Source organism: Citrobacter sp. LUTT5, from assembly GCF_009905315.1.
GTDB lineage: Bacteria > Pseudomonadota > Gammaproteobacteria > Enterobacterales > Enterobacteriaceae > Citrobacter > Citrobacter freundii.
Genome location: NZ_CP047606.1, coordinates 2,814,442 through 2,836,895, shown reverse-complemented (window position 1 = coordinate 2,836,895; position 22,454 = coordinate 2,814,442). Strand labels below are relative to the sequence as shown.

At 51.6% G+C, this 22,454-nt stretch carries 33 protein-coding genes; 6 read left to right on the top strand and 27 right to left on the bottom strand.

Annotation, left to right across the window (positions count from 1 at the left end; all coding sequences use genetic code 11):
- Nucleotides 1–3 precede the first annotated feature (3 nt).
- The gene (gene chbG, locus GUC46_RS13715) at nt 4–762 is read left to right on the top strand and encodes a chitin disaccharide deacetylase (protein WP_149911450.1); all 759 of its coding nucleotides are present in this window, start codon (nt 4–6) and stop codon (nt 760–762) included.
- A gap of 36 nt (nt 763–798) precedes the next feature.
- On the opposite strand, the gene katE is transcribed toward chbG, so the two are convergent.
- Nucleotides 799–3,057 carry a catalase HPII gene (gene katE, locus GUC46_RS13710; protein WP_003843454.1) on the bottom strand — a complete coding sequence of 753 codons (2,259 nt, stop codon included), beginning with the start codon at nt 3,055–3,057 and terminating at the stop codon, nt 799–801.
- Nucleotides 3,058–3,270: 213 nt separating this feature from the next.
- Here katE and cedA point away from each other — a divergent pair, with 213 nt between their 5' ends.
- Nucleotides 3,271–3,513 carry a cell division activator CedA gene (gene cedA / locus GUC46_RS13705; protein WP_229235686.1) on the top strand — a complete coding sequence of 81 codons (243 nt, stop codon included), beginning with the start codon at nt 3,271–3,273 and terminating at the stop codon, nt 3,511–3,513.
- Nucleotides 3,514–3,576: 63 nt separating this feature from the next.
- Here cedA and tcyP read toward each other — a convergent pair whose 3' ends face one another.
- The 4 genes from tcyP to hxpB form a co-directional block, all read right to left on the bottom strand.
- The gene (gene tcyP / locus GUC46_RS13700; protein WP_003843455.1) at nt 3,577–4,968 is read right to left on the bottom strand and encodes a cystine/sulfocysteine:cation symporter; all 1,392 of its coding nucleotides are present in this window, start codon (nt 4,966–4,968) and stop codon (nt 3,577–3,579) included.
- Between the two features lie 135 nt (nt 4,969–5,103).
- A complete protein-coding gene (locus GUC46_RS13695; RefSeq protein ID WP_086551139.1) occupies nt 5,104–5,703 on the bottom strand; it encodes a metal-dependent hydrolase in 600 nt (199 codons plus the stop codon).
- Nucleotides 5,704–5,786: 83 nt separating this feature from the next.
- The gene (gene kduD, locus GUC46_RS13690) at nt 5,787–6,548 is read right to left on the bottom strand and encodes a 2-dehydro-3-deoxy-D-gluconate 5-dehydrogenase KduD (RefSeq protein ID WP_003840907.1); all 762 of its coding nucleotides are present in this window, start codon (nt 6,546–6,548) and stop codon (nt 5,787–5,789) included.
- Between the two features lie 148 nt (nt 6,549–6,696).
- The gene (gene hxpB / locus GUC46_RS13685) at nt 6,697–7,365 is read right to left on the bottom strand and encodes a hexitol phosphatase HxpB (protein ID WP_160180373.1); all 669 of its coding nucleotides are present in this window, start codon (nt 7,363–7,365) and stop codon (nt 6,697–6,699) included.
- A gap of 167 nt (nt 7,366–7,532) precedes the next feature.
- On the opposite strand from hxpB, the gene GUC46_RS13680 reads away from it, so the two are divergent.
- Nucleotides 7,533–8,069 (top strand): YniB family protein, encoded by a 537-nt coding sequence (locus GUC46_RS13680; protein ID WP_003030600.1) that lies wholly within the window; start codon nt 7,533–7,535, stop codon nt 8,067–8,069.
- 64 nt (nt 8,070–8,133) lie between these two features.
- On the opposite strand, the gene GUC46_RS13675 is transcribed toward GUC46_RS13680, so the two are convergent.
- Nucleotides 8,134–8,994, bottom strand: coding sequence for a fructosamine kinase family protein (locus GUC46_RS13675; RefSeq protein WP_160180371.1), 861 nt, complete (start codon nt 8,992–8,994; stop codon nt 8,134–8,136).
- A gap of 270 nt (nt 8,995–9,264) precedes the next feature.
- The gene (gene pfkB, locus GUC46_RS13670) at nt 9,265–10,194 is read right to left on the bottom strand and encodes a 6-phosphofructokinase II (protein WP_049003630.1); all 930 of its coding nucleotides are present in this window, start codon (nt 10,192–10,194) and stop codon (nt 9,265–9,267) included.
- A 287-nt stretch (nt 10,195–10,481) separates the two neighbouring features.
- Between pfkB and GUC46_RS13665 the strand changes: the two genes are divergently transcribed.
- Entirely contained in the window at nt 10,482–11,240 is a 759-nt protein-coding gene (locus tag GUC46_RS13665) for a YdiY family protein (protein ID WP_003840911.1), read from the top strand.
- 164 nt (nt 11,241–11,404) lie between these two features.
- Here GUC46_RS13665 and yniD read toward each other — a convergent pair whose 3' ends face one another.
- Entirely contained in the window at nt 11,405–11,512 is a 108-nt protein-coding gene (yniD, locus tag GUC46_RS13660) for a small membrane protein YniD (protein ID WP_003030590.1), read from the bottom strand.
- A 456-nt stretch (nt 11,513–11,968) separates the two neighbouring features.
- On the opposite strand from yniD, the gene GUC46_RS13655 reads away from it, so the two are divergent.
- Complete coding sequence (locus GUC46_RS13655; RefSeq protein WP_160180369.1) at nt 11,969–13,177, top strand: site-specific integrase; 1,209 nt, start codon at nt 11,969–11,971, stop codon at nt 13,175–13,177.
- Here the strand turns inward: GUC46_RS13655 and GUC46_RS13650 are convergent.
- The 16 genes from GUC46_RS13650 to GUC46_RS13580 all read right to left on the bottom strand — a co-directional run bounded on the left by GUC46_RS13650 (nt 13,135) and on the right by GUC46_RS13580 (nt 19,710).
- Nucleotides 13,135–13,371: a hypothetical protein gene (locus GUC46_RS13650; protein WP_032936075.1), complete on the bottom strand. Its 237-nt coding sequence runs from the start codon at nt 13,369–13,371 to the stop codon at nt 13,135–13,137. The genes GUC46_RS13655 and GUC46_RS13650 overlap by 43 nt on opposite strands.
- A 104-nt stretch (nt 13,372–13,475) precedes the next feature.
- On the bottom strand, nt 13,476–13,661 hold the full coding sequence (locus GUC46_RS13645; RefSeq protein WP_103856776.1) for a hypothetical protein: 186 nt from the start codon (nt 13,659–13,661) through the stop codon (nt 13,476–13,478).
- Nucleotides 13,662–13,670: 9 nt separating this feature from the next.
- Nucleotides 13,671–13,910 (bottom strand): DUF4222 domain-containing protein, encoded by a 240-nt coding sequence (locus GUC46_RS13640; protein WP_160180367.1) that lies wholly within the window; start codon nt 13,908–13,910, stop codon nt 13,671–13,673.
- Nucleotides 13,888–14,610 carry a hypothetical protein gene (locus GUC46_RS13635; RefSeq protein ID WP_160180365.1) on the bottom strand — a complete coding sequence of 241 codons (723 nt, stop codon included), beginning with the start codon at nt 14,608–14,610 and terminating at the stop codon, nt 13,888–13,890. Before GUC46_RS13635 ends, GUC46_RS13640 begins: the two co-directional genes overlap by 23 nt.
- On the bottom strand, nt 14,607–14,825 hold the full coding sequence (locus tag GUC46_RS13630; RefSeq protein WP_160180363.1) for a TraR/DksA family transcriptional regulator: 219 nt from the start codon (nt 14,823–14,825) through the stop codon (nt 14,607–14,609). Before GUC46_RS13630 ends, GUC46_RS13635 begins: the two co-directional genes overlap by 4 nt.
- 97 nt (nt 14,826–14,922) lie before the next feature.
- Entirely contained in the window at nt 14,923–15,141 is a 219-nt protein-coding gene (locus tag GUC46_RS13625) for a hypothetical protein (protein ID WP_121567097.1), read from the bottom strand.
- Nucleotides 15,138–15,689 (bottom strand): phage N-6-adenine-methyltransferase, encoded by a 552-nt coding sequence (locus GUC46_RS13620; protein ID WP_160180361.1) that lies wholly within the window; start codon nt 15,687–15,689, stop codon nt 15,138–15,140. Before GUC46_RS13620 ends, GUC46_RS13625 begins: the two co-directional genes overlap by 4 nt.
- Nucleotides 15,686–15,838 (bottom strand): DUF1317 family protein, encoded by a 153-nt coding sequence (locus tag GUC46_RS13615; protein ID WP_160180358.1) that lies wholly within the window; start codon nt 15,836–15,838, stop codon nt 15,686–15,688. The genes GUC46_RS13620 and GUC46_RS13615 overlap by 4 nt, the downstream gene beginning before the upstream one ends.
- A complete protein-coding gene (locus tag GUC46_RS13610) occupies nt 15,835–16,263 on the bottom strand; it encodes a regulator (RefSeq protein ID WP_160180356.1) in 429 nt (142 codons plus the stop codon). Before GUC46_RS13610 ends, GUC46_RS13615 begins: the two co-directional genes overlap by 4 nt.
- Nucleotides 16,260–16,877, bottom strand: coding sequence for a lambda exonuclease family protein (locus tag GUC46_RS13605; RefSeq protein ID WP_160180354.1), 618 nt, complete (start codon nt 16,875–16,877; stop codon nt 16,260–16,262). The genes GUC46_RS13610 and GUC46_RS13605 overlap by 4 nt, the downstream gene beginning before the upstream one ends.
- A complete protein-coding gene (bet, locus tag GUC46_RS13600) occupies nt 16,874–17,620 on the bottom strand; it encodes a phage recombination protein Bet (protein WP_160180352.1) in 747 nt (248 codons plus the stop codon). The genes GUC46_RS13605 and bet overlap by 4 nt, the downstream gene beginning before the upstream one ends.
- 17 nt (nt 17,621–17,637) lie before the next feature.
- Entirely contained in the window at nt 17,638–17,922 is a 285-nt protein-coding gene (gene gamL, locus GUC46_RS13595) for a host nuclease inhibitor GamL (RefSeq protein ID WP_160180351.1), read from the bottom strand.
- Nucleotides 17,923–17,929: 7 nt separating this feature from the next.
- Nucleotides 17,930–18,898, bottom strand: a complete 969-nt coding sequence (locus tag GUC46_RS13590) for a hypothetical protein (protein WP_160180350.1) — start codon at nt 18,896–18,898, stop codon at nt 17,930–17,932.
- A 70-nt stretch (nt 18,899–18,968) separates the two neighbouring features.
- Complete coding sequence (locus GUC46_RS13585; protein ID WP_160180349.1) at nt 18,969–19,178, bottom strand: cell division protein FtsZ; 210 nt, start codon at nt 19,176–19,178, stop codon at nt 18,969–18,971.
- Complete coding sequence (locus GUC46_RS23950) at nt 19,175–19,333, bottom strand: hypothetical protein (RefSeq protein WP_192797965.1); 159 nt, start codon at nt 19,331–19,333, stop codon at nt 19,175–19,177. The genes GUC46_RS13585 and GUC46_RS23950 overlap by 4 nt, the downstream gene beginning before the upstream one ends.
- The gene (locus tag GUC46_RS13580) at nt 19,330–19,710 is read right to left on the bottom strand and encodes a hypothetical protein (protein ID WP_160180348.1); all 381 of its coding nucleotides are present in this window, start codon (nt 19,708–19,710) and stop codon (nt 19,330–19,332) included. Before GUC46_RS13580 ends, GUC46_RS23950 begins: the two co-directional genes overlap by 4 nt.
- A gap of 388 nt (nt 19,711–20,098) precedes the next feature.
- On the opposite strand from GUC46_RS13580, the gene GUC46_RS13575 reads away from it, so the two are divergent.
- Nucleotides 20,099–20,302, top strand: coding sequence for a hypothetical protein (locus tag GUC46_RS13575; RefSeq protein ID WP_160180347.1), 204 nt, complete (start codon nt 20,099–20,101; stop codon nt 20,300–20,302).
- Here the strand turns inward: GUC46_RS13575 and GUC46_RS13570 are convergent.
- From GUC46_RS13570 to GUC46_RS13560, 3 genes are all read right to left on the bottom strand, one after another.
- Nucleotides 20,292–20,633 carry a hypothetical protein gene (locus GUC46_RS13570; protein WP_160180346.1) on the bottom strand — a complete coding sequence of 114 codons (342 nt, stop codon included), beginning with the start codon at nt 20,631–20,633 and terminating at the stop codon, nt 20,292–20,294. The genes GUC46_RS13575 and GUC46_RS13570 overlap by 11 nt on opposite strands.
- 436 nt (nt 20,634–21,069) lie before the next feature.
- A complete protein-coding gene (locus tag GUC46_RS13565) occupies nt 21,070–21,657 on the bottom strand; it encodes a hypothetical protein (protein ID WP_160180345.1) in 588 nt (195 codons plus the stop codon).
- A gap of 11 nt (nt 21,658–21,668) precedes the next feature.
- Entirely contained in the window at nt 21,669–22,391 is a 723-nt protein-coding gene (locus tag GUC46_RS13560; protein ID WP_229289426.1) for an XRE family transcriptional regulator, read from the bottom strand.
- Between the last annotated feature and the right edge of the window lie 63 nt (nt 22,392–22,454).

Below are 22,454 nucleotides of genomic sequence, written 5' to 3'. Positions count from 1 at the left end.
GCTATGGAACGCGTACTGATTGTAAATGCGGATGATTTTGGCCTGAGTAAAGGACAAAACTACGGCATTGTTGAAGCTTGTCGCAATGGTGTTGTCACCTCGACAACGGCGCTGATTAACGGTGCTGCAATTGACCATGCGGTACAGCTGAGTCGCGACATACCTGAACTTGCCGTCGGAATGCACTTTGTTCTGACGCTGGGCAGGCCGTTGACGGCAATGCCGGCCCTTACTCGTGACGGGGTACTGGGGAAATGGATCTGGCAGATGGCTGAGGAAGACACTTTGCCGCTGGATGAAATTTCTCAGGAACTGGCCGCACAGTATCAGCGTTTTATTGACCTGTTCGGGCGGGAGCCGACGCATCTGGATAGCCATCACCATGTGCATATGTTCCCGCAAATTTTCCCTATCGTAGCAGGGTTTGCTGCCCAGAAGGGGATTGCGTTGCGTATCGATCGTCAGGCGGTATTCCAGGCGTCTGACTTACCGGAAACCTTACGGACTTCCCAGGGATTCAGCAGCGAGTTTTACGGTGAGGCGATTTCTGAAGCTCTGTTTTTGCAGATGCTTGATGCGTCAGCCGATCGCGGAGAATCCTCGCTGGAAGTAATGTGTCATCCGGCTTTTATCGATGACATTATTCGTCAAAGTGCCTACTGTTACCCCCGCTTAACTGAGCTCGACGTGCTGACGTCTTCGTCACTGAAATATGCTATTGCGGAGCGCGGTTATCGTCTTGGCAGTTTTCTAAACGTGTAATTCCTGAGTTTGCGGCGCTTGATGCGCCGCATTTTTTTAGGCCGGAATCGTGTCTATTTTTCCGGCGCGTGACCAGACGCGGTGCGCGGTCATCAGCGTCAGCAGGGTATCCATGAACTGTGTGTCTGCACTGTCCGCTTCCACCACGCCTTCTTCTCCTTCCTTTTTGATATTCAACGTTGCTTTAAACCGACGAGCATCGCCAGCCAGGGCGATAGGTTTTAAGTGTTTATACGCTTCGAGTAAGTAATATCGGGCATCTCCGTTCATTGCGATATCCGCAATATTCCCACATGGAACAATGACTGCATCGACCGTCAGGGATGGCGAACCCGCAAAGGTACCGGCGATTGTCAGAACGGAGCCATCGTCGGCAACCACATTCCCCATTCGGGAATAGAGCAGTTTGGCATGAACACCTTCGGCCTGTAGGGCTTGCATGATGGCGAGCAGATCGGCCGATTTCACCTGGTCATTAAGTAAAATGGCGACCACACGGCCCTTAATCTCACCTTGCGCACCTGCATATAAACTGAGTGACGGCGCATTTTTCAAACCGTTGACGTTGGCCGGCGGTATAATTTTGGTTTGTTCCTCAGTGAGTTCAAAACCGAGATTCCCGGCAACCGCCGTGGCGAGGGCAGTATCAATATGAGCTAACTGTTCGACCACTCTTTCTCTGATATAGGGGCGCGTAACTTTGCTAAGTTCGAAACTGAATCCGCCGATAATATGCTGCTGTTCAATTGGCGTCTGACTTAGCCAGAACAGACGAGGCTGCGCATAGTATTCGCCGAAAGAGGGGCTGCGTTCGCGGATTTTGTTTCCTTCAATCCGTTCCTGGTACGACTCAAATCCACCGCGTTTTGGCCCCGGAGGTGTTTCACGCGGCCAGTTATCATTGATGGAATTCGGTTCATAGTTGGCTGGGTTGGTATCGATGTCCATGCGATGCATGCCGTCACGCTGGAAATTATGATACGGACAGGTTGGGCGATTAATTGGGATTTCATGGAAGTTGGGCCCGCCCAGACGACTGATCTGGGTATCGGTATAGGAGAACAAGCGGCCCTGCAACAAGGGATCGTTAGTAAAATCGATGCCCGGGACGATGTGTCCGGGATGAAAAGCCACTTGCTCATTTTCGGCGAAAAAATTGTCCGGATTGCGGTTTAGCACCATTTTACCGACGAGTTGTACCGGGACCAGTTCTTCAGGTATCAATTTCGTTGGATCGAGCAGGTCAAAATCGAACTTGAATTCGTCCTCTTCAGGAATGAGCTGTAGCCCCAGTTCATATTCCGGATAATCGCCCGCTTCAATCGCCTCCCACAGATCGCGGCGATGAAAGTCGGGATCCCGACCGGTAAGTTTTTGCGCTTCATCCCATACCAGCGAAGCTTTGCCTGCCAGCGGTTTCCAGTGGAAACGGACAAAGGTGGCTTTCCCTTGCGCATTAATCAACCGAAATGTGTGAATACCAAAGCCTTCCATCGTGCGATAGCTGCGCGGAATACCCCGATCGGACATTGCCCATATGACGTTGTGCAACGTTTCAGGCTGTAATGAGACATAATCCCAGAAGGTGTCATGGGCGCTTTGGCCCTGCGGGATAGCCCAATGTGGCTCCGGTTTAACCGCATGGACGAAATCTGGGAATTTATGGGCATCCTGAATAAAGAAGATGGGAGTATTGTTTCCCACCAGGTCGAAAATGCCCTCTTCAGTGTAAAACTTGGTCGCAAATCCCCGTATATCTCTGACCGTATCCGCAGAGCCTGCGCCGCCCTGAACCGTAGAGAATCGGACAAAAACCGGGGTGATTTTATTTTCATCACTCAGAAAGTCCGCTTTCGTCGTCGCGCTGAGACTGGCATAGGGCTGAAAGTAACCGTGAGCGGCAGAACCTCGGGCATGTACGATCCTCTCCGGGATGCGTTCATGATCAAAATGGGTGATTTTTTCCCGCAGGATGAAGTCTTCCAGCAGAGTTGGCCCACGGTTTCCGGCGCGCAGAGAGTTTTGATCGTCCGCAATGCGCACGCCCTGATTGGTGGTCAGGGCAAAATCCTCGCTTCCTTTGCGAAAACTGTCCAGCGCGTTGAGTTTGTCACTTGTGACGTCAGGCGCTTTTAAGCTGCCGGATGTGGTGGGTTGCATGCCTGGTGGCGTGGGTTCAGGCGCTGGCTGATGTGAACCGTCTGCTGGCGCCAGTGAGTCAAGTCCTGGCTGGGATTCGCTGGCATCATGAACCGGCGCTGAGTGATGGAGTGGGTGCTTATCGTTCTGTGACATTAAACTCGTCTCCTGTTTTCATCGCTGAAAGGGTCGTTGTTGCTGTCAAAAACTTTAACTATAGACCACTCATTCAGCGGCGCAGGTACAGGCCGATGACGTAAAGCGCGATGAACCAGGCAAACAGCGCACGCAAGGCAGGACGTCAGGAGGCAAAATCGGCTAAGATAGCGGTTTTCTGATTTTTAGAATTTGTCTTTAGTGAAGCAACTGATTATGAAACCTCTTCGCCAACAAAATCGTCCGGTTATCAGCTATGTTCCTCGCGTGGAGCCCGCTCCACCAGAGCATGCGATTAAAATGGATGCGTTTCGTGACGTATGGATACTGCGCGGAAAATATGTCGCTTTTGTCTTAATGGGGGAGTCGTTTCAACGTTCGCCTGCATTTACTGTCCCGGAATCAGCGCAGCGCTGGGCTAATCAGGTTCGTCAGGAAAATGAACTGAGCGATTAATGGATATAAAAAAACCGCCGGAGCATGATACTCCGGCGTTTTTTTGTTTTTTAGCTGACAGACTTAGCGATGCGCCAGTTCGGCGTTATCGTCGCTGTCCAGAATAGTTTTATCGGTCTGCTTCAGCCATTGACTGGTCAGCGTACCGGCAGTCATGGAACCGCTTACGTTCAACGCAGTACGACCCATGTCGATCAGCGGTTCAACGGAGATCAACAGCGCAACCAGCGTGACCGGCAGACCCATAGCAGGCAGAACGATCAGCGCGGCAAACGTTGCACCGCCACCGACACCCGCAACCCCTGCGGAACTCACGGTCACGATACCAACCAGCGTGGCAATCCACATTGGGTCCAGCGGGTTGATTCCAACGGTCGGCGCGACCATTACTGCCAGCATTGCCGGGTACAGACCCGCACAACCATTCTGGCCAATCGTGGCGCCAAAAGAGGCGGCGAAAGAGGCGATGGATTCAGGCACGCCCAGACGACGGGTTTGCGCTTCAACGTTCAGCGGAATTGAGGCTGCGCTGGAACGGCTGGTGAAGGCGAAAGTCAGCACCGGCCATACCTTACGGAAGTATTTCAGCGGGCTAACGCCGTTAATACCCAAGAGGATCCCGTGAACCACGAACATAATGCCCAGACCGAGATAAGAGGCCACGACGAAGCTACCCAGCTTAATGATGTCCTGCAGGTTGGAACCGGCAACCACTTTGGTCATCAGCGCCAGAACACCGTACGGCGTCAACTGCATCACCAGACGAACCAGCTTCATCACCCAGCTTTGCAGGGTATCGATAGCCACCAGAACGCGCTCGCCTTTTGGTGCATCATCTTTCAGCAGTTTCAGTGCGGCTACACCCAGGAATGCTGCGAAGATAACTACGCTGATAATCGACGTCGGGTTGGCGCCAGTCAGATCGGCAAACGGGTTTTTCGGAATAAACGACAGCACCAGTTGCGGAACGCTGAGATCAGCCACTTTGCCAACATAGTTGGTTTCAATCGCGTTCAGACGGGCCGTCTCGGCACCACCTTGCACCAGACCTTCGGCGGTCAGGCCGAACAGGTTGGTCACCAGAACCCCAACCAGTGCGGCAATCAGCGTGGTAAACAGTAGCGTTCCGATGGTCAGGAAGCTGATTTTACCTAACTGAGAGGCATTGTGCAGACGCGCAACGGCGCTGAGAATAGATGCAAATACCAGCGGCATAACAATCATCTGCAGCAACTGTACATAACCGTTGCCGACAATGTTGAACCACTGTACGGAATCTTTAAGAACCTGGCTGTCGGAACCATAAATGGTATGCAGGGCAAGGCCGAACACGACACCCATGACCAGACCGACCAGTACTTTTTTGGCCAGACTCCACTGTTTGTGCCGGGCTTGCGCCAGCACGAACAGCAGCACTATGAACACGATAATGTTCGCGATTAAAGGAAAGTTCATCCCCGTTCTCCTGATCTTATTATGCGTATCACCGTTTAAAGGTGATTCTGTTGGCGCAAGATTAGCAGAACTGTGACATGCCTCTTATATTCAAATGGAATTGTTTATACCGAAAATGACTTTTTGGCTGATTTATTAGTCAATCTGATGCGTTATGAAACGATTGAACTGCATTTGTAGCGTATTAATCATCTGCGAAGACCAGCGTACAGCGCTGTTCTCTTGTACGGTCTGCGGCATCCAGATTGCCCATGCGAATAGTGCCATGCACAGAAACCGCTCCAGTTGGTTGCCTTTTTGCGGCACGAGAATGGGCAGACGAAAACGCCAGCGGCAGGGCCAAAGCAGGGGAACGCCCGCCGGGGTCAGCATATCGGCCAGAATATGGCTGAGATAACCGAGAACCATACCTTGTAAGGCATCAGCCGGTATTATCCAGGTGTCCGGGACTTTCAGGTAAAACGTGGTCAGCAGGGCAAAGACTGCAAGCAGGCTATGCGTAAACCCGCGATGACCAAATGCCCGGGCAATGGGTTTTGATATCCACTTCAGACGCTGCCCCAGCAGGGATTTGGGATGATCAATATCCGGCAGCAGGCACGTTAAAATGGCGGAAGGAACAATATGCCACCAGTCACCCTGTGCAAGAACGGGCGTTAGCTCGGCATTCTTGGCAAATACCGCACAGGCAATAGAAAAAAGAAGGTGGCCTTCCGCCGTCATGATAAAACCCAATAAACTGTCGATTCATACAGTATAGGGGTTTTATACAGTAGGCGGAAGAGGTGACGTTGTAACCCTTTGTCACAAGTGCGCCATTACCGCGCCAGCCAACCGCCATCCACGGCTAGCGTATAGCCATGAATATAGTCAGAAGCGGAACTTGCGAGGAATACGACCGGGCCTTTCAGATCATTTGGCGTGCCCCAGCGCCCTGCGGGAATACGATCGATAATCTCCTGGTTGCGCTCGCTGTCTGCGCGCAGCTGCTGGGTATTATTGGTCGCCATATAGCCGGGTGCGATAGCATTGACATTAATTCCTTTGGCCGCCCATTCATTGGCGAGCAGGCGAGTGATGCCGAGCACGCCGCTTTTTGATGCTGTATAGGAAGGGACGCGAATTCCGCCCTGAAAAGAGAGCATCGAGGCAATGTTAATAATTTTTCCGCCATTGCCCTGAGCCAGAAACTGGCGCGCCACGGCCTGTGACAGAAAGAAAACAGATTTGAGATTCAGATTCATCACGTCATCCCAATCCTTTTCACTGAAGTCCAGCGCATCCTGACGGCGTATGGTTCCCGCATTGTTGACCAGAATATCGATCCGGCCAAACGCCGACACCGATTGTGTCACGATGCTGGTGAGAGCATCTTGTTGGCTGAGGTCGGCCTGAATAGCCATAAAACGTCGACCGAGGGCGTTAATTTTCTCTGCGGTTTCATGTGGTATTTTACGATTCACGCCGACTACATCGCAGCCCGCTTCAGCCAGCGCCACTGCCATACCCTGCCCAAGGCCGGTGTCACATCCAGTGACGATGGCTACTTTACCTTCGAGACGAAAAGCTTCCTGAATCATGTTTACCTCAACTATTTATGTCATTAACGCTTGCTCTATAGGGCAAGGATAGGAGAGGTTAAACAGAAACACAATTAAAAATGAAACGATGTTTTAAAAATAAAAAAATCTGAGAGGGCGGGCAATACGATCATTGCCCGTTATAGGATTAGCCGCGCAGATGAACGGCAGTAAGTTCGGTGAGCGAGGTTAGTTTGACGTCGGCAAGAACGAAGCGGGGATCGTCCTGATTCTCATGCGCTGGTACGACGATGGAACGCATACGGGCGGCTTTCGAAGCAATCATGCCGTTTACCGAATCTTCCAGTGCTACGCAGTTTAACGGGTCAATGCCCAGTTTTGTGGCGCAATCGAGATAAACCTGCGGGTGCGGTTTGCTGTAGGGCAGTTTTTCTGCGGAAGCCAGCGCGTCGAAGCTGCTGCGCAGATCAAACATGGTCAGCACTTTTTCCAGCATATGCAGCGGCGAGGCGGATGCCAGTCCTACTTTGATTCCCTGAGATTTGCACAACGCCACGGCTTCACGCACACCCGGCATCAGTGGTTTTGTTTCTTCCACTAACGCAATGGCCCGGGTGATGATGCGCTCGGTGACCTCCTGACGTGAGGGACCGTTCCACGGTTGCTGCGCAAACCACAAATCGACCACCATATCGATGCGTAAGCCAAGAGTATCGGGAAGTTCATGGCGGCGGGAGATATCAACGCCTAAACTTGCTATCACATCCAGTTCAGCCTGATCCCAAAGCGGTTCAGAATCGACCAGTAACCCATCCATATCGAAAATTGCAGCAAGAATTTGACGCGGGGTTGACATTACAACCTCTCCTTTACGGTGATAAAAGGGATTAAGAGCCAGTAATAACAGGCTCTGAGCGTTCATTATGGCTAATTCAGCAGTATACCGCCTTTAAAGATCAGGCGAAAATGGTTATCAGCGGGTAAACTTAGGCCAAAATGACACGTCTTTATCAAGGGGAACTCATGACGTATCAACAAGCTGGACGCATTGCCGTCTTGAAAAGGCTGGCGGGATGGGTAATTTTCATTCCCGCGCTGATTTCAACACTGGTTTCTGTACTGAAGTTTATGTATGCGCACAGCGAAAAGCAGGAGGGAATTAACGCGGTCATGCTCGATTTTGCTCACGTGATGATCGATATGATGCGGGTTAATACACCTTTTCTTAACGTGTTCTGGTATAACTCGCCAACGCCCGATTTTCAAAGTGGACTGAATCTCGTTTTTTGGCTGATATTCATCCTGATTTTTATCGGTCTGGCGTTGCAGGATTCAGGCGCCAGAATGAGCCGCCAGGCACGTTTCTTACGCGAAGGCGTTGAGGATCAGCTGATTCTGGAACAGGCAAAAGGCAGTGAAGGATTATCCCGCGAGCAACTTGAGTCGCGAATTGTGGTACCGCACCATACGATCTTCTTACAAATTTTCCCGCTTTATATTTTGCCGGTGATCGTTATCGTGATCGGCTACTTCTTCTTCTCATTGCTGGGCTTTTTGTAAGTGCCGCTCTATCGGGCCTGCCATGTTGCGAAACGGCAGGCCTGATAAGCAACCCGGAACGTAGTTAAGCAGCGAGTAATCTATCCAGTGCTTTCTGCGCCACAACCAGATGCTGTCCTCCGAACAGAATTGCTCGATTCAGCAGCGTATAGAGCTGGTAGATTGGCTGCCTGTCAAGAAAGTCCAGCGGTAGTGGTGAGACAGACTGGTAACCGTCATAAATTTGCGGCGGCTGATCGATATGTAACGGCAGCATTGCCAGGTCGCACTCTCTGTCCCCCCAGTAGCAGGCAGGGTCAAAGATGTACGGACCGTTAGGACCGAGGGCGCAGTTCCCGGACCACAAATCACCGTGCAGGAGAGACGGCTGCGGCTGATGAGGAGAGAGACGTTGCTGGACATGTTCGACGATGGCATCAATATTGCCAAACGCAATGCCTTTTTCAGCGGCGAGTTCCAGTTGCCAGCCTATACGCTGCTCGGCGAAAAAGGTTGACCAGCGACGTTGCCAGGTATTGGGCTGCGGCGTGGTAGAGAGCGCGTTATCGAAGTCAAGACCAAACTGAGGCTGGTCGCTCCATTCGTGCAAATGCGCAAGCTGTTGACCGAGGATAAACGCGTTATGCGCATCAAGCGGACGGGGAGGGAGGAAATCCATCACCAGAAAGCTGTAATCTCTGTCTGCGCCTACTGCCCAGACTTTCGGTACCGATACAGTTTGACTGCGGGAAAGTAGCTCCAGCTGATCGGCTTCTGCCGTAAAGCCGGTTAACAGCTCTCTTTCATCGCATTTGACGAAAAAATCTCGCCCCGCATAGCGTAAATGCCATGCGGCGTGAATCTCTCCGCCGGGCAGTTCATTACGCAGTTCGATTTCGCCTTCACCTAATTGCTCGCTTAAAAGACGACTGATAGCCTGCCACATGATGTCTCTCCCCATGTTGTCTGCCAGATCATAAGGTTAGCGCAAGAGTGCGGTTAAAAAACACGAACTGACGCACACCACGGACGCGTCATCGCTGGAAAGGCACTTAATGTTTGTCGCTCTTCTTCACCCCGTACCGTTGTGGATACGTCTGACTGCACATGATTCACTTCTTTGTAATAACGTGATTTTTTATCATAGTCGCATAACACCCATGCTGACAGTTTTACGCGAGAATCCCCCTTTCTCTTCAAAAGAGGGACGGTGTCATTACTGAGTGAGATACGAATAAATTTTTTGCGTGTCGTCCAAAGAGCACAGGCGCGTACCCTGATTTAGCGTTGCAGCGCTACCTGCGGCGACGCCGTAACGGACAATATCCTCAAAAGGTGCATTCTCAGCCAGTTTAAGCGTCATGGCCCCGACCATACTGTCGCCCGCGCCTACGGTGCTTTGACTTTTCACCGGTGGCGGAACCACCTGAACGCAGGTATCTCGATCTACGCCCAGCGCCCCTTGCGGCCCAAGCGAGACCACAACGCGGTGCGCTTTTCCACTATGTACGATTTCCTGTGCGGCCTTGCGCACATCATCGGGCTGTGTCAGTTCTCGATTTACCAGCGCACTCAGTTCTTTGAGGTTAGGTTTGACCAGTTCGATATTGCCGATGGCTAACGCCGCCGTCAGTGCTTCACCTGAACTGTCGACAATACAGCGGATCCCCTGTTTTTGTGCGGTGGTAATCAGTCGGGTCAACTTCTCAAGCTGTACGCCGGGCGGCAAACTACCGCTGATGACCAGCAATGCACCAGATTCAATTTCCAGCACCTGATCCTGAAGTTGGTAGAACTCGTCATCGGTCAGCGCAGCGCCAGGCATGACAAAACGATACTGTTCGCCGCTGGACTCAACGTGGACATGAAGATTTTGTCGGGTCCAATCTTTGGCTTCGACAGTGGATACGGGAACATTTTCGTCGGCGAGCAATGCAACAAGATGCTCTCCGGTTGCACCCCCCGCGGGGAAAATCGCCGTTGCGGTTCCGCCAAGATGGGCAATTGCGCGAGCGACGTTGATGCCGCCACCGCCGGGTTCAAAAACTGGCGAGGTACAACGAAGCTTACCTTCCGGGTAAATTTGCGGGGTGATTGTTGCGCTATCGAGAGAGGGCGCAAGTGTTAACGTATAGATACGTACCATCTTTACCTCCTGTTAGGCTGTCCTCAGTCTGGCACTTAACCTCCCGAAAGTGAAGTAATTAACAACATGATTTTTCATATCTTTATTTAAAATTATCGTCATAAAGTTATATAAATAAAATAAAGGTTTAGGAACGCTCTTATTCAAAAAATGAAATAAGAATTTATTGCTATGTTATTCGAGTCTTTTTATAATTTGTTACCTTTCAAGGGTCTTTTGTCATTGATCCATATGAAAGTTTCCGAGACCGTAATGGTCTCTTTTTTTGTTGTACGGACTCTTAATAAATGAAGCTTTTGAAGACAGTGCCCGCAGCATTACTGCTGACGGGAGGCCTGCTTGCGTCAATGCATGCTGCCGCCGATGATTCCGTTTTTACTGTCATGGATGACCCTTCCAGCGCGAAAAAACCCTTTGAAGGTAACCTGAACGCGGGATATCTCGCCCAGTCAGGCAACACAAAAAGTTCTTCTTTAACCGCAGATACCACCATGACCTGGTACGGCCAAACGACCGCATGGTCTCTGTGGGGAAATGCCAGTAATACCTCCTCAAATGATGAGCGTTCATCGGAGAAATATGCCGTAGGTGGCCGTAGTCGTTACAACATGACCGACTATGACTATCTCTTTGGACAGGCCAGCTGGTTGACCGACCGCTACAACGGCTACCGCGAGCGTGACGTGCTGACTGCGGGTTATGGTCGTCAGTTCCTCAACGGGCCTGTGCACAGCTTCCGTTTCGAATTCGGTCCTGGCGTGCGCTATGACGAGCACACGGATGGCACCACCGAAACACAGCCGCTGGGCTATGCGTCCGGGGCCTATGCATGGCAGATGACGGACAATACCAAGTTTACTCAGGGTGTGTCGGTATTCGGCGCTGACGATACCACACTCAACTCTGAAACTGCCCTGAACGTTGCCATCAACGAACACTTTGGGTTAAAGGTGGCTTACAACGTGACCTGGAACTCTGAACCACCGGCAACAGCGCCGGAGCATACCGATCGCCGCACGACAGTTTCCCTCGGCTATCGGATGTAGTGACAAGCCGGGTCAAATAAATGGCCTGGCTTTTCTAAATTAAAGTTAAGTTTATTTAATATTTAATTTGCGTTTTATTTTTCTACCTGGCCATAACGCGTTATTTTCAGACGAATTCGATTAATCGATAAATAAACGAAATCGGAACAGCGGGTGAGCGTCATTTAGCCCCAGATCATCGCAGCCCAGCGCAGCATCAACATGGCCGCACAAATAACGAGCAGAATCACAACCATCTTCCAGTGTTTCTTCGCAAAGCGATTTGTGGGCATTGTTTTTTTCCTGCTCAGGTTAGATGACTTTGTGCAAGTGTAACAAAGATGGTTGGGTGTCAGTGAATTGATTTACATCATAGAGCGCGCGTTGATTGCTGCTTTGATCGACCCGTAATGCCGTGTACACTGTCAAACGGTGTTATCAAAAAGCGGGTGTAGGTCCAGTGTGGTCTTTAAGGCGACCAGTGACATATTTCGCAGAGTGAAGCGGGAATCAGCCCACACCTTTTTGATAATTTTAAATATTGAATCTTTGTATGTGATCTTACGTGTAAGTACCATCCAGAATTTCACCTCATTCCTGTCTGTTCCTACCTGTTTCACCAATTCCGCGCCACTCCTAACTTTCTTCAATTAACCCGTTTCAATTTAGTTCATCTTGTCCGCGTTCGTGTCGTAGAATCTGTGTACCAAATCGTGTACCAATTCCGATAAAGCTGAACAGGGACAAGCATGCCTCTCAACGATACCAAGCTCAGGCGTATAGCTGGCAAGCCATATGATGGACCAGAGGAGATAGCTGACGGAGGTGGACTTTCTGCCAGGATCAGCCCAAAGGGACTTATCACCTTTCAGTACCGCTATCGCTTCAACGGGAAACCGGCCAGACTAAAACTTGGCACCTACGGCAAGATGTCTATCAAAGAAGCGCGTGACGCGATGGAGGAATGCAAGGGCTGGCTGGAAGAGGGGCGCGATCCGGCAATGCAGCGGAAGAAAGCCAGGGACATCGTATCCAGCTCGCCGAGCATCAGCACCCTCGTTGATGAGTGGCTTGAAACACCATCAGTGAAAGAGATGGTTAAGTATGAATACTGGAAGCGGATGCTGAAGCTTCACGTTACTGACAATTACGGTCGACTGATAGCAGATGAGATGAGCCCCGTGGAGTGGGAACAGATATTCCTGCGCATAACGAAAGGTGGTTCTCCAGTTCAGGCAGGTAACGTTCTGGTGAAGATGAAGCAGGTGATCCGCTATGCGCTGCGCCGAAAACGTATAACTTCAAATTCGCTAATGTTACTCGAAATTAATGATGTCGGTAGCCGCCCGGATGATGGGGAGAGATTCCTGAATGATGATGAGATAGGCGTGTTCTGGAATGCCATCGATAAAACCAAGATGTCATGGCAAAACAAAATGCTGATCCGTCTTGTGGCGCTTACCGGTTGCCGCGGTGTTGAGTTGAGATTAGCAAGGAAGGGTGATTTTGATCTGAAGGCGAGGGAGTGGGTTATACCGAAAGAGAACTCTAAAACGCGTAAACGCTTTGTGCGTGGGATTTCTCAGCTGGCAGCCGACTATCTGCAGAAAGTTTTTGATGTGTACCCCGATCAGTCAATCGTGTTTCCACCGGCTAAACTGCAGGTGGACAGGCCTATGTCAGCCAGTACATTGATTTCCATCGCGGGGCAGGTGGAAGAGGTCATGGGTGGGGAGCACTGGTCTCTGCACGACCTGCGCAGAACGTGCAAAACAAAGATGGCTGAGCTTGGCGTTGCGCCTCACGTATCAGAGAAGATACTCGGGCATAAGCTAACGGGGATGCTGGCTGTTTATGACCAGTATGATTACATCCCCGAGCAGCAGGCAGCGGCAGAATTGTGGGCTGATAAGATTCAGGCGTGTGCAGCCAGTAACCCTTTATCTTTGCAGAACTGAATAACTTCTACATAGCGGAAGAGAGCGCCGCCTTTAGGTGGGTGGATTTCTTCCACTTCCTGCGGGAATGGTGTGCCAGATTCTTCCCACTGTTTGCGCTTACGATAAAACGTGGTTCTGGAGATACCACCAAGCATCTCCTGAACGCGCTCACGGTTAACCAGAACCGGCTGAATGCTGATTGTTGTTTGCATGCTTTTCTCCAGGCAAAAAGAAGCCCGGCGAACCGGGCAAATGGGGGATAACGTGGCAGTGCTTTCGCACCCAATAGCCAGCTCATAACTGGCTATAAGTTGCATCATAAGCTGTTGCGTATTCTCTCCAGATAATCAGGGTCAGGCTCAAGAACATCACATACTTCTGGCTCTTCGAGAGCATCCCGGAAAGCAGCGGCAACAATCTTCCCGCCCATAAACGACATGCCGGCGCCAACTGGCGGTTCTTTACCGTCCTCATACTCAAATACAAACGTCATCTTTCCCATAATCTCTCCTCATGCCGCCCGCATAGCGCGGAGGCGTTTTAAGTGTTCTGCTGTTTCGATTTCTTCAGCGATCCGCTCGGCCTGTGCTTTGGTCAGCGGCTCGAATTCATGCTGAAAGCGGCCCATGCTGGCGATGCAGGTGCGGCCGTTGCGGATGTAGTGGATTACTTCGTGGGTAACGCGGAGGATTTTGCAGGGTGCGCCGTGGGGATCGGCGTACCAGGTATTAGGCTGGATTATCCTGAACATTGGGAACCACCTTAAATTCGATTACCCAGACCCATGGGTTGGCTTTCCAACTTTCTTCGCCGTAGATTGATTCCCACAGGTACTTAAATGCGCCTGTTACCGTTGGTCTTCCGGTCATATTGTGGTCAGCAATGCAGTCGTAACAGTCCTGAGAGTCATAAAGTGCCTCCATATCGATGCCTTCCGACTCAGCATCCGTTTCACTGATGCCATTCAATCGCTCAACACGCACGTCGGTAATCTCCAGTGTGATACGGCTGGCCCAGCGCGGCATGTGAATGGATGGACGCCAGCCGCAATGCAGATTATCGTCAGCATCGTAAAACTCTGGCGCAGGATTACCATCAGCCCTGTAGACACAAAATTCTGGCTTCTCAAATTTAGAACTGTCTTCGAGATACGACTCCATGTGTTCGTAATCGAATAGCGGTCCCTGATAGGTCTCGCGCACCCAGATGCGATCGCCAACTTCTCCATAAGGACAGCCGAACACTTTTGAACGCATCTTTAGGCCGCGCGCATCTGACTGCGACCAAAAATACTTCCCGTTATCTCTACCATTTTTGGAGTCAATTACCCGGCGCAATCCCAGCTCTGAATGCTCAGGCTGAATCGCCATAATCCGCCGCGTCTGCGTTTTCCGTCCGTCGAGAATGGCGCGCACCATCTCGCCGTTAAAAATCATTCCGCGCTCTTTCACAGGATCCCCCTCTGCTTATTTCTCAATTCGATTTCTTCCTGGCAACTGGAGCATGTCTGGCAGCCGAGAACGGCAGCGCGCCGCGGCTCGGGAATCGGTTCGTCGCATTCCGCGCAATGCTCAGCTGATACGGCGTTGTGGTCGATGCGGTGAGCGGAGAGGGCAGCGTTACGCTGAAGCTCTTCAATCTCTGCTGCGGTATCGATGATGTCCATGGTCAATGCTCCCGGAACTGTCGGTTAATTCGGTTGAAGGTGAAAGCGAGCAATAAAAAAGGCCGACATAGCGACCTTGTGATTCGTTTGGTTAGCGTCATGATTCGACTCCGTACCGGCCTTGCATTCGACCGATGCTGCTAACGAATGCCACCAGGCTAATACCCAGCGGCGCGATTTTCTGGTGATGCTTCTTGATGATTGGCGGCACTACTGCATTCCATTTCGGCTTAGGCCTGCATTTCATAGCCTGCTGAATCTCTGCCACGCATTTACGTCCCTGTGCGCGTACTGCGTTGTCTTGCTCTGGCGTCATGCGGCCTCCCTGCGGGCGAGAAGTTTCACCCCGAAAGCCATCAACTCGTCCCGGTCCACAGTTGCGAAGTGGCAGTGTGTACGCGGGTACGGTCGCCAGATGATTAGCATCGACCCTTTATTATTTCCCGATACTGGCTTACCGGTGACCGGGTTGATAAATGCCAGCCGTCCGGCGGTGATGAAGCGAACCTCGCTGGCAGTCTGGATAGCCTCCTTAAACCAGCCAACTGAAGTGTCTGCCGGTACCAGCATGACCGTGCCGATCTGATTGATGCTCTCGGCGGCGGCCTTCTTCACAAACGGCGTGATGTCGCTGTAAGGCGGGTTCAGCCAGACGTAGCCGGGAATGATCAGGTAATCAGCCCATGGCGTTTCCAGCGTGTTCTGCTCGGCGGAGATGAATCTCCGGCACAGCGCGTTATGCGGCGCTGCGGCTGCATCAAGCTGGAAGCAGAACTCAGCATCAAGGGCTACAAAAAGGGGAATCGGTGTTTGCCATAGATTTCTTTGCTCGCCTGGCGTGTTGCTTCCGGTGTAATCGCTCATGCCGCCTCCTGCCTTTCCCGATATTCCTCAGCGAGCCGCTGCGCCTTTAATGGATTGCTGACCACTTCACCCAATGGCATTAGCCAGCCGTTACCAATGAATGGAAGACACAGTGTGCCAACCCTAATGTCGTCGTGAGCGTGAGTCATAGGATGGACTCCATTTCGTCGATGTAGAGACCATGAGCAATCAGGCGGCGACGGCGGGCGGCACGAGCTATGCACTCCTGCCGCCTACCTTCCTGCGATTGCTCGATGGCGCGCCGGGTGAAGAGGCGCGATTTGCCTTGAGGCGTGATGACCTTTGGCTTCGTTACCAGGTCGAAAGTGCGGTCACATATGCCGTTCTCGTTGAGCCATTTTTCCGACTCAACGATCTGCGCTATCTGCCCGGTACCGCGGGTGATGCCGTTGGCGACCCGGTTAAACTCGATGAGCGTTACGCCGAACTTCTCAGCGATTTCGCTGCCGGTTACCGGGCGTCCGCGTGTCTGAATCATCCAGATAACACGCTCACGGAGGCCGGAGAATTGCCCGGTGAGACCGGGCCTGCGGTAGAAGGGTGTGCGTTTCATGCTGCACGCTCTGTGATTTTCTGAATTTCAGATTCCAGTTCTGCAAGGAAGCTCTTAACCTCAGACTCGATTTCGCGCGCCAGCTCTTCATCGAAATGAATGCGCTTCTTGAAATAGGCGAGGTCAGGCGGCAGGCGATCATCGAAACTAACGAAATCACACCATTTCCGCCCGGTGCACATCATCTGCGCATGCATTTGCAGCATGTACTGGCGCTTTGGCTCGCCAGTTTTCAGCGTTTCAAGATGGGTCCAGGTGTTGGGGCATTTGATTTCGATAAGCCCGTCGTCGTTAACAAGTCCGTCCGGGCTGGCTGCGAATCCGGGTATGGTTGGGTGATCGATGAGGCCAACTTCAGTGATTTCCGCATCGAACTCATTCAGCGCGTACATTTCGCGCGCCACTGGCTCAAGTTCAGTGCCGCGCATCATCGCGGCATTCGAAAACCCTTCCTCCAGCTTCCCGGTCAGCCGTTGGCAAATGAGCTCGGCCATGTAGTTCTGGCGGCTGGTGGAGTAGCCCGACTTAGTCCGGGCCATGACATCAGCCAGGCGACTTGCTGTGATCTTGCCGCAGCGCGCAGCAAACCATTCAGGGGTGCGTTGCTCCATCATTCAGCCTCCGTCTCTGCGAGATTGACAGGTTCGGCGTTGTCTACAGCAAGACTCATGTCATACATGCGTCGCTTCTCAACTGCGCCGATCACCTGTTTCTCTTCGGCGCTCAGCGCCACCCAGAACTCCTGATACTTAACGGTTCCAAGGCGCGCGGCGGACTCACCTTTTGCGATCAGATCCGGGCGACGGCTATCTGATTCATGGCCCGCATGAACCTCTGCCGTTGTTCCTTCAATAACTCGCTCTGCCTCGTCCTGGTCGAAGATGCCAGCGAAACCAAAGGCCAGACGCGCGCACTGGATAAGCGTCTTGTGGCGAAGCATGCGGGTAGGGTGGGACTGCCATGGCTGAGTGTTGCGCTTGCACTCGCCCATGTACTCGGTGACGATGGTCGGGTGCTTGCGATCTTTGCGGTAAATCTTGCAGGTGCACGCGCCTTCCTCTTTGTCGTATGAGAACTCCATGCCGTCGAACTGAGGATGTTCGTTGATAATGCGAGCCCATCCATCAACGCCGACGACCGGAACAATTCCGCCTTTATCTGGGAATGCGTAAATCTCTTTGGTCCATGGGTTCAGGCCGTACTGGTTGGCGACGATCAGCAGGGCAGTGAATTGTTCATCAGTGACGTTGCCACCTTTGAACGCTGTGTTCTTCAGCGTATTCATCAAGTCTGTACCGGCATCCATGCCGAGGCGTGCGGCCAGTTTCCCGGCCATGGTGGAAAGTGCTGTGCTCATTGCTAAATCCCTCAAAGTTAAAACGGGCAGCCGGTACGATGTTCCCAGTCGTATTCCGCCTGGGCGTAAGCAACTGCCGAAATGAAATCGTTGTAGGCCTCGCCAGCTTTATCGCTGCGAAGTCCTTCGTATGGGCTGGATTCAATCGGGATAGTGAAGTGGAAGAGGCTGGGCGGCTCTTTTGGCATCATGTCGATGATTTGCTGAGCCCGGTCGTCGATCCACTTTTCTTTCTCGTCGGTGAGCTGCTGCTCAACCCAGCGCCGATCTTCTATTCGGTCATAAGTCAGGAATGCGTTCATGGTTGCCTCAATATTTAATGTGCGCGTCCTGCACTTTGCCGCCAGCGATCGCCAGCACTGCTTTCTGCGCGAATTCTTCGGGGATTCCCTGAGTAATCAGGTCTGCGTAGACACGACGGTTGACGGTGCGGCGGTGCTCTTTGTCTGCGGCGCGGCGCGCTTCTTCTTCAGCTTTGCGCTGCTCTTCGGCCAGGCGTTTCTCTTCTGCCTGTTTTGCCTTGAGGCGCTCAGCTTCCACTGCCGCAGCTTTTTCTCTTTCCGTTCGGGCTTCTGTTTCCTGCTTCTCGCGTTCCGCACGCTGTTCCGCTTCGATTCGCTGGCGTTCCGCCAGTTCAGCGCGGGCTTTCTCTTCGGCTTCACGGCGCGCTGCGGCTTCAATCTCTGCTTTGTGCTTCGCTTCGGCATCTCGCCGGGCCTGTTCTGCCGCTTCACGTTTAATGCGCTCTTCGTGATCACGTTGAGCCTGTTCCGCCTGGCGGCGCCGCTCTTCGCGGTCACGGTCAAACTTATCATTCATCAGCAGAGCCATTTCGTGGTCTGCTTCTATCTGCGCGGCACGCTGGCGGTCGAACTCTTCATTCATTTCCAGCGCTTCGGTGTGCAGTGCGTTCATTTCCTCTTCAGCCTTGATGCGTTCCTGCTCGGCTTCCCACTCCTCGCGAGGTTTAAGGATGGCGTCACGAATGGCATCGCACTCTCTGGTGAATACTCGCAGTTCTTCCTCCGCTGGCTTAACCGCCTCTTTCAGCCGCTTAAGGTATTCGCGACCCGGCTTCTCAATAGCTGTTTTGCTGGAGCCAACCATGCGCGCCAGGCTGCCAATGCGGTCACGGCCTTTTTTAGTGGTAACGTCTGGCACTTCTTTAGCCAGTTCACGGATTTGCTCAAGAAAACCGTTAAGTCCACCCGCGCTGTAAAGCGCTGGCGCCTGTTCCGCCTTGATTTCGATGACAGTTAAGTCCGTTACTTCGCTCATGGTTTCTCCTGAAATTTGGATGTGCAGATCCCGCCCGCTTTTAGCCAGGCCGATCGGTTGAATATGGTGGTTAGTGCTGGATAGGGTTGCCGTGACCGTCCAGAAGGACGTCAATCACGCAGTCATTGAGGCGGATGATTTCTGCATCGGTGTGCAGGTACACCCATTTGCGTTCCTGAATTACTGCTGAGACGCGATAGGTTCGGCCTTCATGCATTGCCATCATGCCGGGCGTGACGCACTGGCGAATGAGCGGGGTAGTGCCGTAGTGGTGCATCATACCTTCACCTCAACCTGTTCCAGGAGGCCAGCAATATGCATCTGCCAGCGATTAAGTGTGAGCTTTTCACGCGGGTTCGATAAAGACGTCAGCTGCCACTCGTTATCGTTGAGCTTTTTGGCGGAGTACTGCTTGCCGTTGTGGGTGACTTTCATGGTGCCTCCCGGACGCGGAGCATTGCGTCGGCAATGTAATACGCATCTTCGGCTAATTCTTTGTATTGTGGTGATTCCGGGCCGCCACCAAACGAAAGCCCGTCCCATCTGCGCACAATGGCTGCCATGGCCTTAGCCGCGAAGTAGTCACGAATCGTCATGTCATCTGTAGTGACTGAAATCTCTTCTGGATATGGCTTGTCATCAAACCGGTAAAGCAGGTCGTAATCACCAGCGTCGTCAAAGCTGGTGACTTCGTACGCCCAGCGGTGACCGGCCCATTCAAATGACTGACCCCTTTTGTCGCCACCAAACCGGCTTTTAAGGTAGGCGCCATATTCAGGGGAGTTAGCGTAAACTTTCATGGTGTATTTCATAATCATCTCCGCGCTTAAGGCCGCACCGCCGAACGTTAAACAAGACTTCTGCGCTAATGGGCGGTGGATGGCCGCCGGTTGTCATAAATGGGCAGACTCGAAAATCTGCCTATGTATGGCCGATAAAAAACCCGCCGGAGCGGGTCATGGCACCTTCTGTAGTGCTGATGTGCGTGGGTAGTAAAATTTCGGTTTCGCCGTCGACCCTTCCTTCGGATCAACTTTTACGGTGTAACGCGTTTGTTTTTTGTATTCCCACACTTCCGTAATCACTCCAGTCTTCGTCTTCCAGCTGCCCGCGGCCTGACTTGACCACGTAACAACATCTCCTTTCTTAAACTCCATCGCCTTACCCTCTGTCGTTACCCGCCGATGCGGGAGAAATGCTTTGGCGATTGGATGGCCGGCGCTGATCTCCGGCATTGCCTACGTTAGCGGCCTTCAGACAGTTCATCCGCTCGCTTCCACGTCGCGCATCAGCCTGCGCATTCATCCAATCCCAAAACATTCCAGTTATTGCCGGGGTATTTATCCGCGCCCGGCGCGCGCTTTCCCGCTATTCCCCAACAGCAAGAAATCGCTTACTCTTTAATCTCCCCAACAGTAGAAAGGATATATTCATGCAAACCATGCGGACCGTGTGCCCTGACTGCGGAAGTGAGATGTTCAACCAGCCCGATGATTTTGACTTTGAGACAAATTTCACCGGCGTCAGTTGTGCTGACTGTGGTCGAGAAATCACTAAGGACGATGTTGTCAATCAGGCCACGGACACGGTCAAAAAACAGATCGACGACATGCTCAGGAATTCCCTGAAAGGAACTGGCTGGAAGTTCAAGTAACTTTAAAAGCTCCCCGAACTGAGTGAGAACCTCACTGGCGTCTACGTTAAGCAGTAGTGGCGCCGTTTTTTTATCTGACATATTCACCTCTCTTTGTTTACCGTCAGCCCCTCGCAAAGAGCTGCTGGTAAAGCTTCCCCGATGTTCGGGAACTGAGCAGCAAACCATTCCGGTGCGGAGTCCTCTTCGTGTGCTATACCCGCCACGCGTTACACACCTGCCTCAATCCCATTGGGCGCCATTTCAATTTGCCAGGAGCGCTCCGGATGATTTGCTGCTTGACTGAATTCTTAATGAGCAGGCGACTTGCTGTCCGCCGCTGGCTAACTTCGCTCAGCTGTCGATGTTTCGTTTCGATGGATTGATAATGTACCAATAGTTCATTCATGTAAAGTACCAAAAGTACATTTTATATGAATGGAAAGTTCATATCCGATTATCTTTATGAACTTTAAGGAGAAATATTTTTTTGTTTTTTATTGATTGAGGCGAGAAGGGTTGGGGCTGGTTTGATTTATTAGAGGTTCGTCACATCGACAAGCCTTGTGCGACCATTGAAAGTTGCGAAAAGCCCGCCGTCTGGCTCAACAACTGAAAGTTCAGCGTATCGAAGGAAGTCTGTTTTGATAACGGACATCAACACTTCTCCGGTATCAATGTTTATGACCTCAAGCCGGTTCGCGTAAAAATCATCCTTATTTTTGCTGCCGGCAAACGATAGGGCGATGTAGCGGCCAAATTCAGATATGGCCGAACTGATGAGGTGAGTGGAAGTTTCTACCTTGAATAACTCTTTCCCGGTTTTATCCATGACTATGGTTGCAGCCATGTTGTTGTCTTTGCCGGTATGGACAGAAAATAAAAATCGCCCGTTAACAGCTATGCATTGAGGCTTGGGAGAGAGCTGTCCTCCGAGCTTAACCATAAACATGAATTTTTCATTCTTCAAAACCGCAAGCGTGTCATCTCTCAGGTTACTTTCGTCACGTTTAAAAACCCCTAGCTGCCACTGCCTATCCTGGCTTAATTTGCAGGTGATGAGGTGATCGCCAAGCTCGTACAAGGCGCTTCCATCACTCAGATCAGTAACCTTATTTGCTTCCATGCTTAACTTCCTCAACTATGAAATCTGTATGCCCTTGACTGGCTTACCAGCACTTTCGCGCATATGCGGAGAGAAGAAAAATCACCATCTTCGATGTACCAGGTTTCATATTTTTTATTGTCTGAAATCACAGCTAATTTTTTGTGCTGCTTTTGAAGGCGTTTGATGTAGAGATCATTGTCCAGAACGAAAATGTATATGCCGTCACCGTCAAAGCAGTCGATGCTGACGTCGACGAAGATCTGGTCTCGCGGCTCGAACGTGCCAGACATCGAATCGCCATTAACGGCAATCATTTTTATGTGATCAGCCGGGCGGCCTCCAAAGACGGCGCGAGCCTCTTCAGTTGAATACTCAATGGATCTGATGGTTTCAATGAATTCATCTCGCACGAGAACTCCCTGCCCAGCACTAGCCTGAATGTCAAAAACGTCTACACGGAAAGAATCATCCCTCATCGCCATATGCCCTTCAGATATGCCATCAGCAGCGCTATCGCCCAACAGGAAAGAGGAGGATGTGCCAAGTATAGCCGCCAATTCCTGCAGCTTCCCACGTCTTGGAATAGCCTCCCCATTGAACCACTTGCTTACCGCTTTAGGTGTCAGCTTCATGAGTTTTGCCAACTCAGTCTGACGACCATGTGCAGGTAAACCAGCTTTATCGCAGGCCAGCGCTAGCCGTTGGGAGAACTCTTTACGCGCTCTTTCTTCTTGAACCATGGGTTCAATCATAATATCACTTGCGTGAACTATCAGTTCCGACATAATATGTACTTACAGTTCAATTTGAGGGTT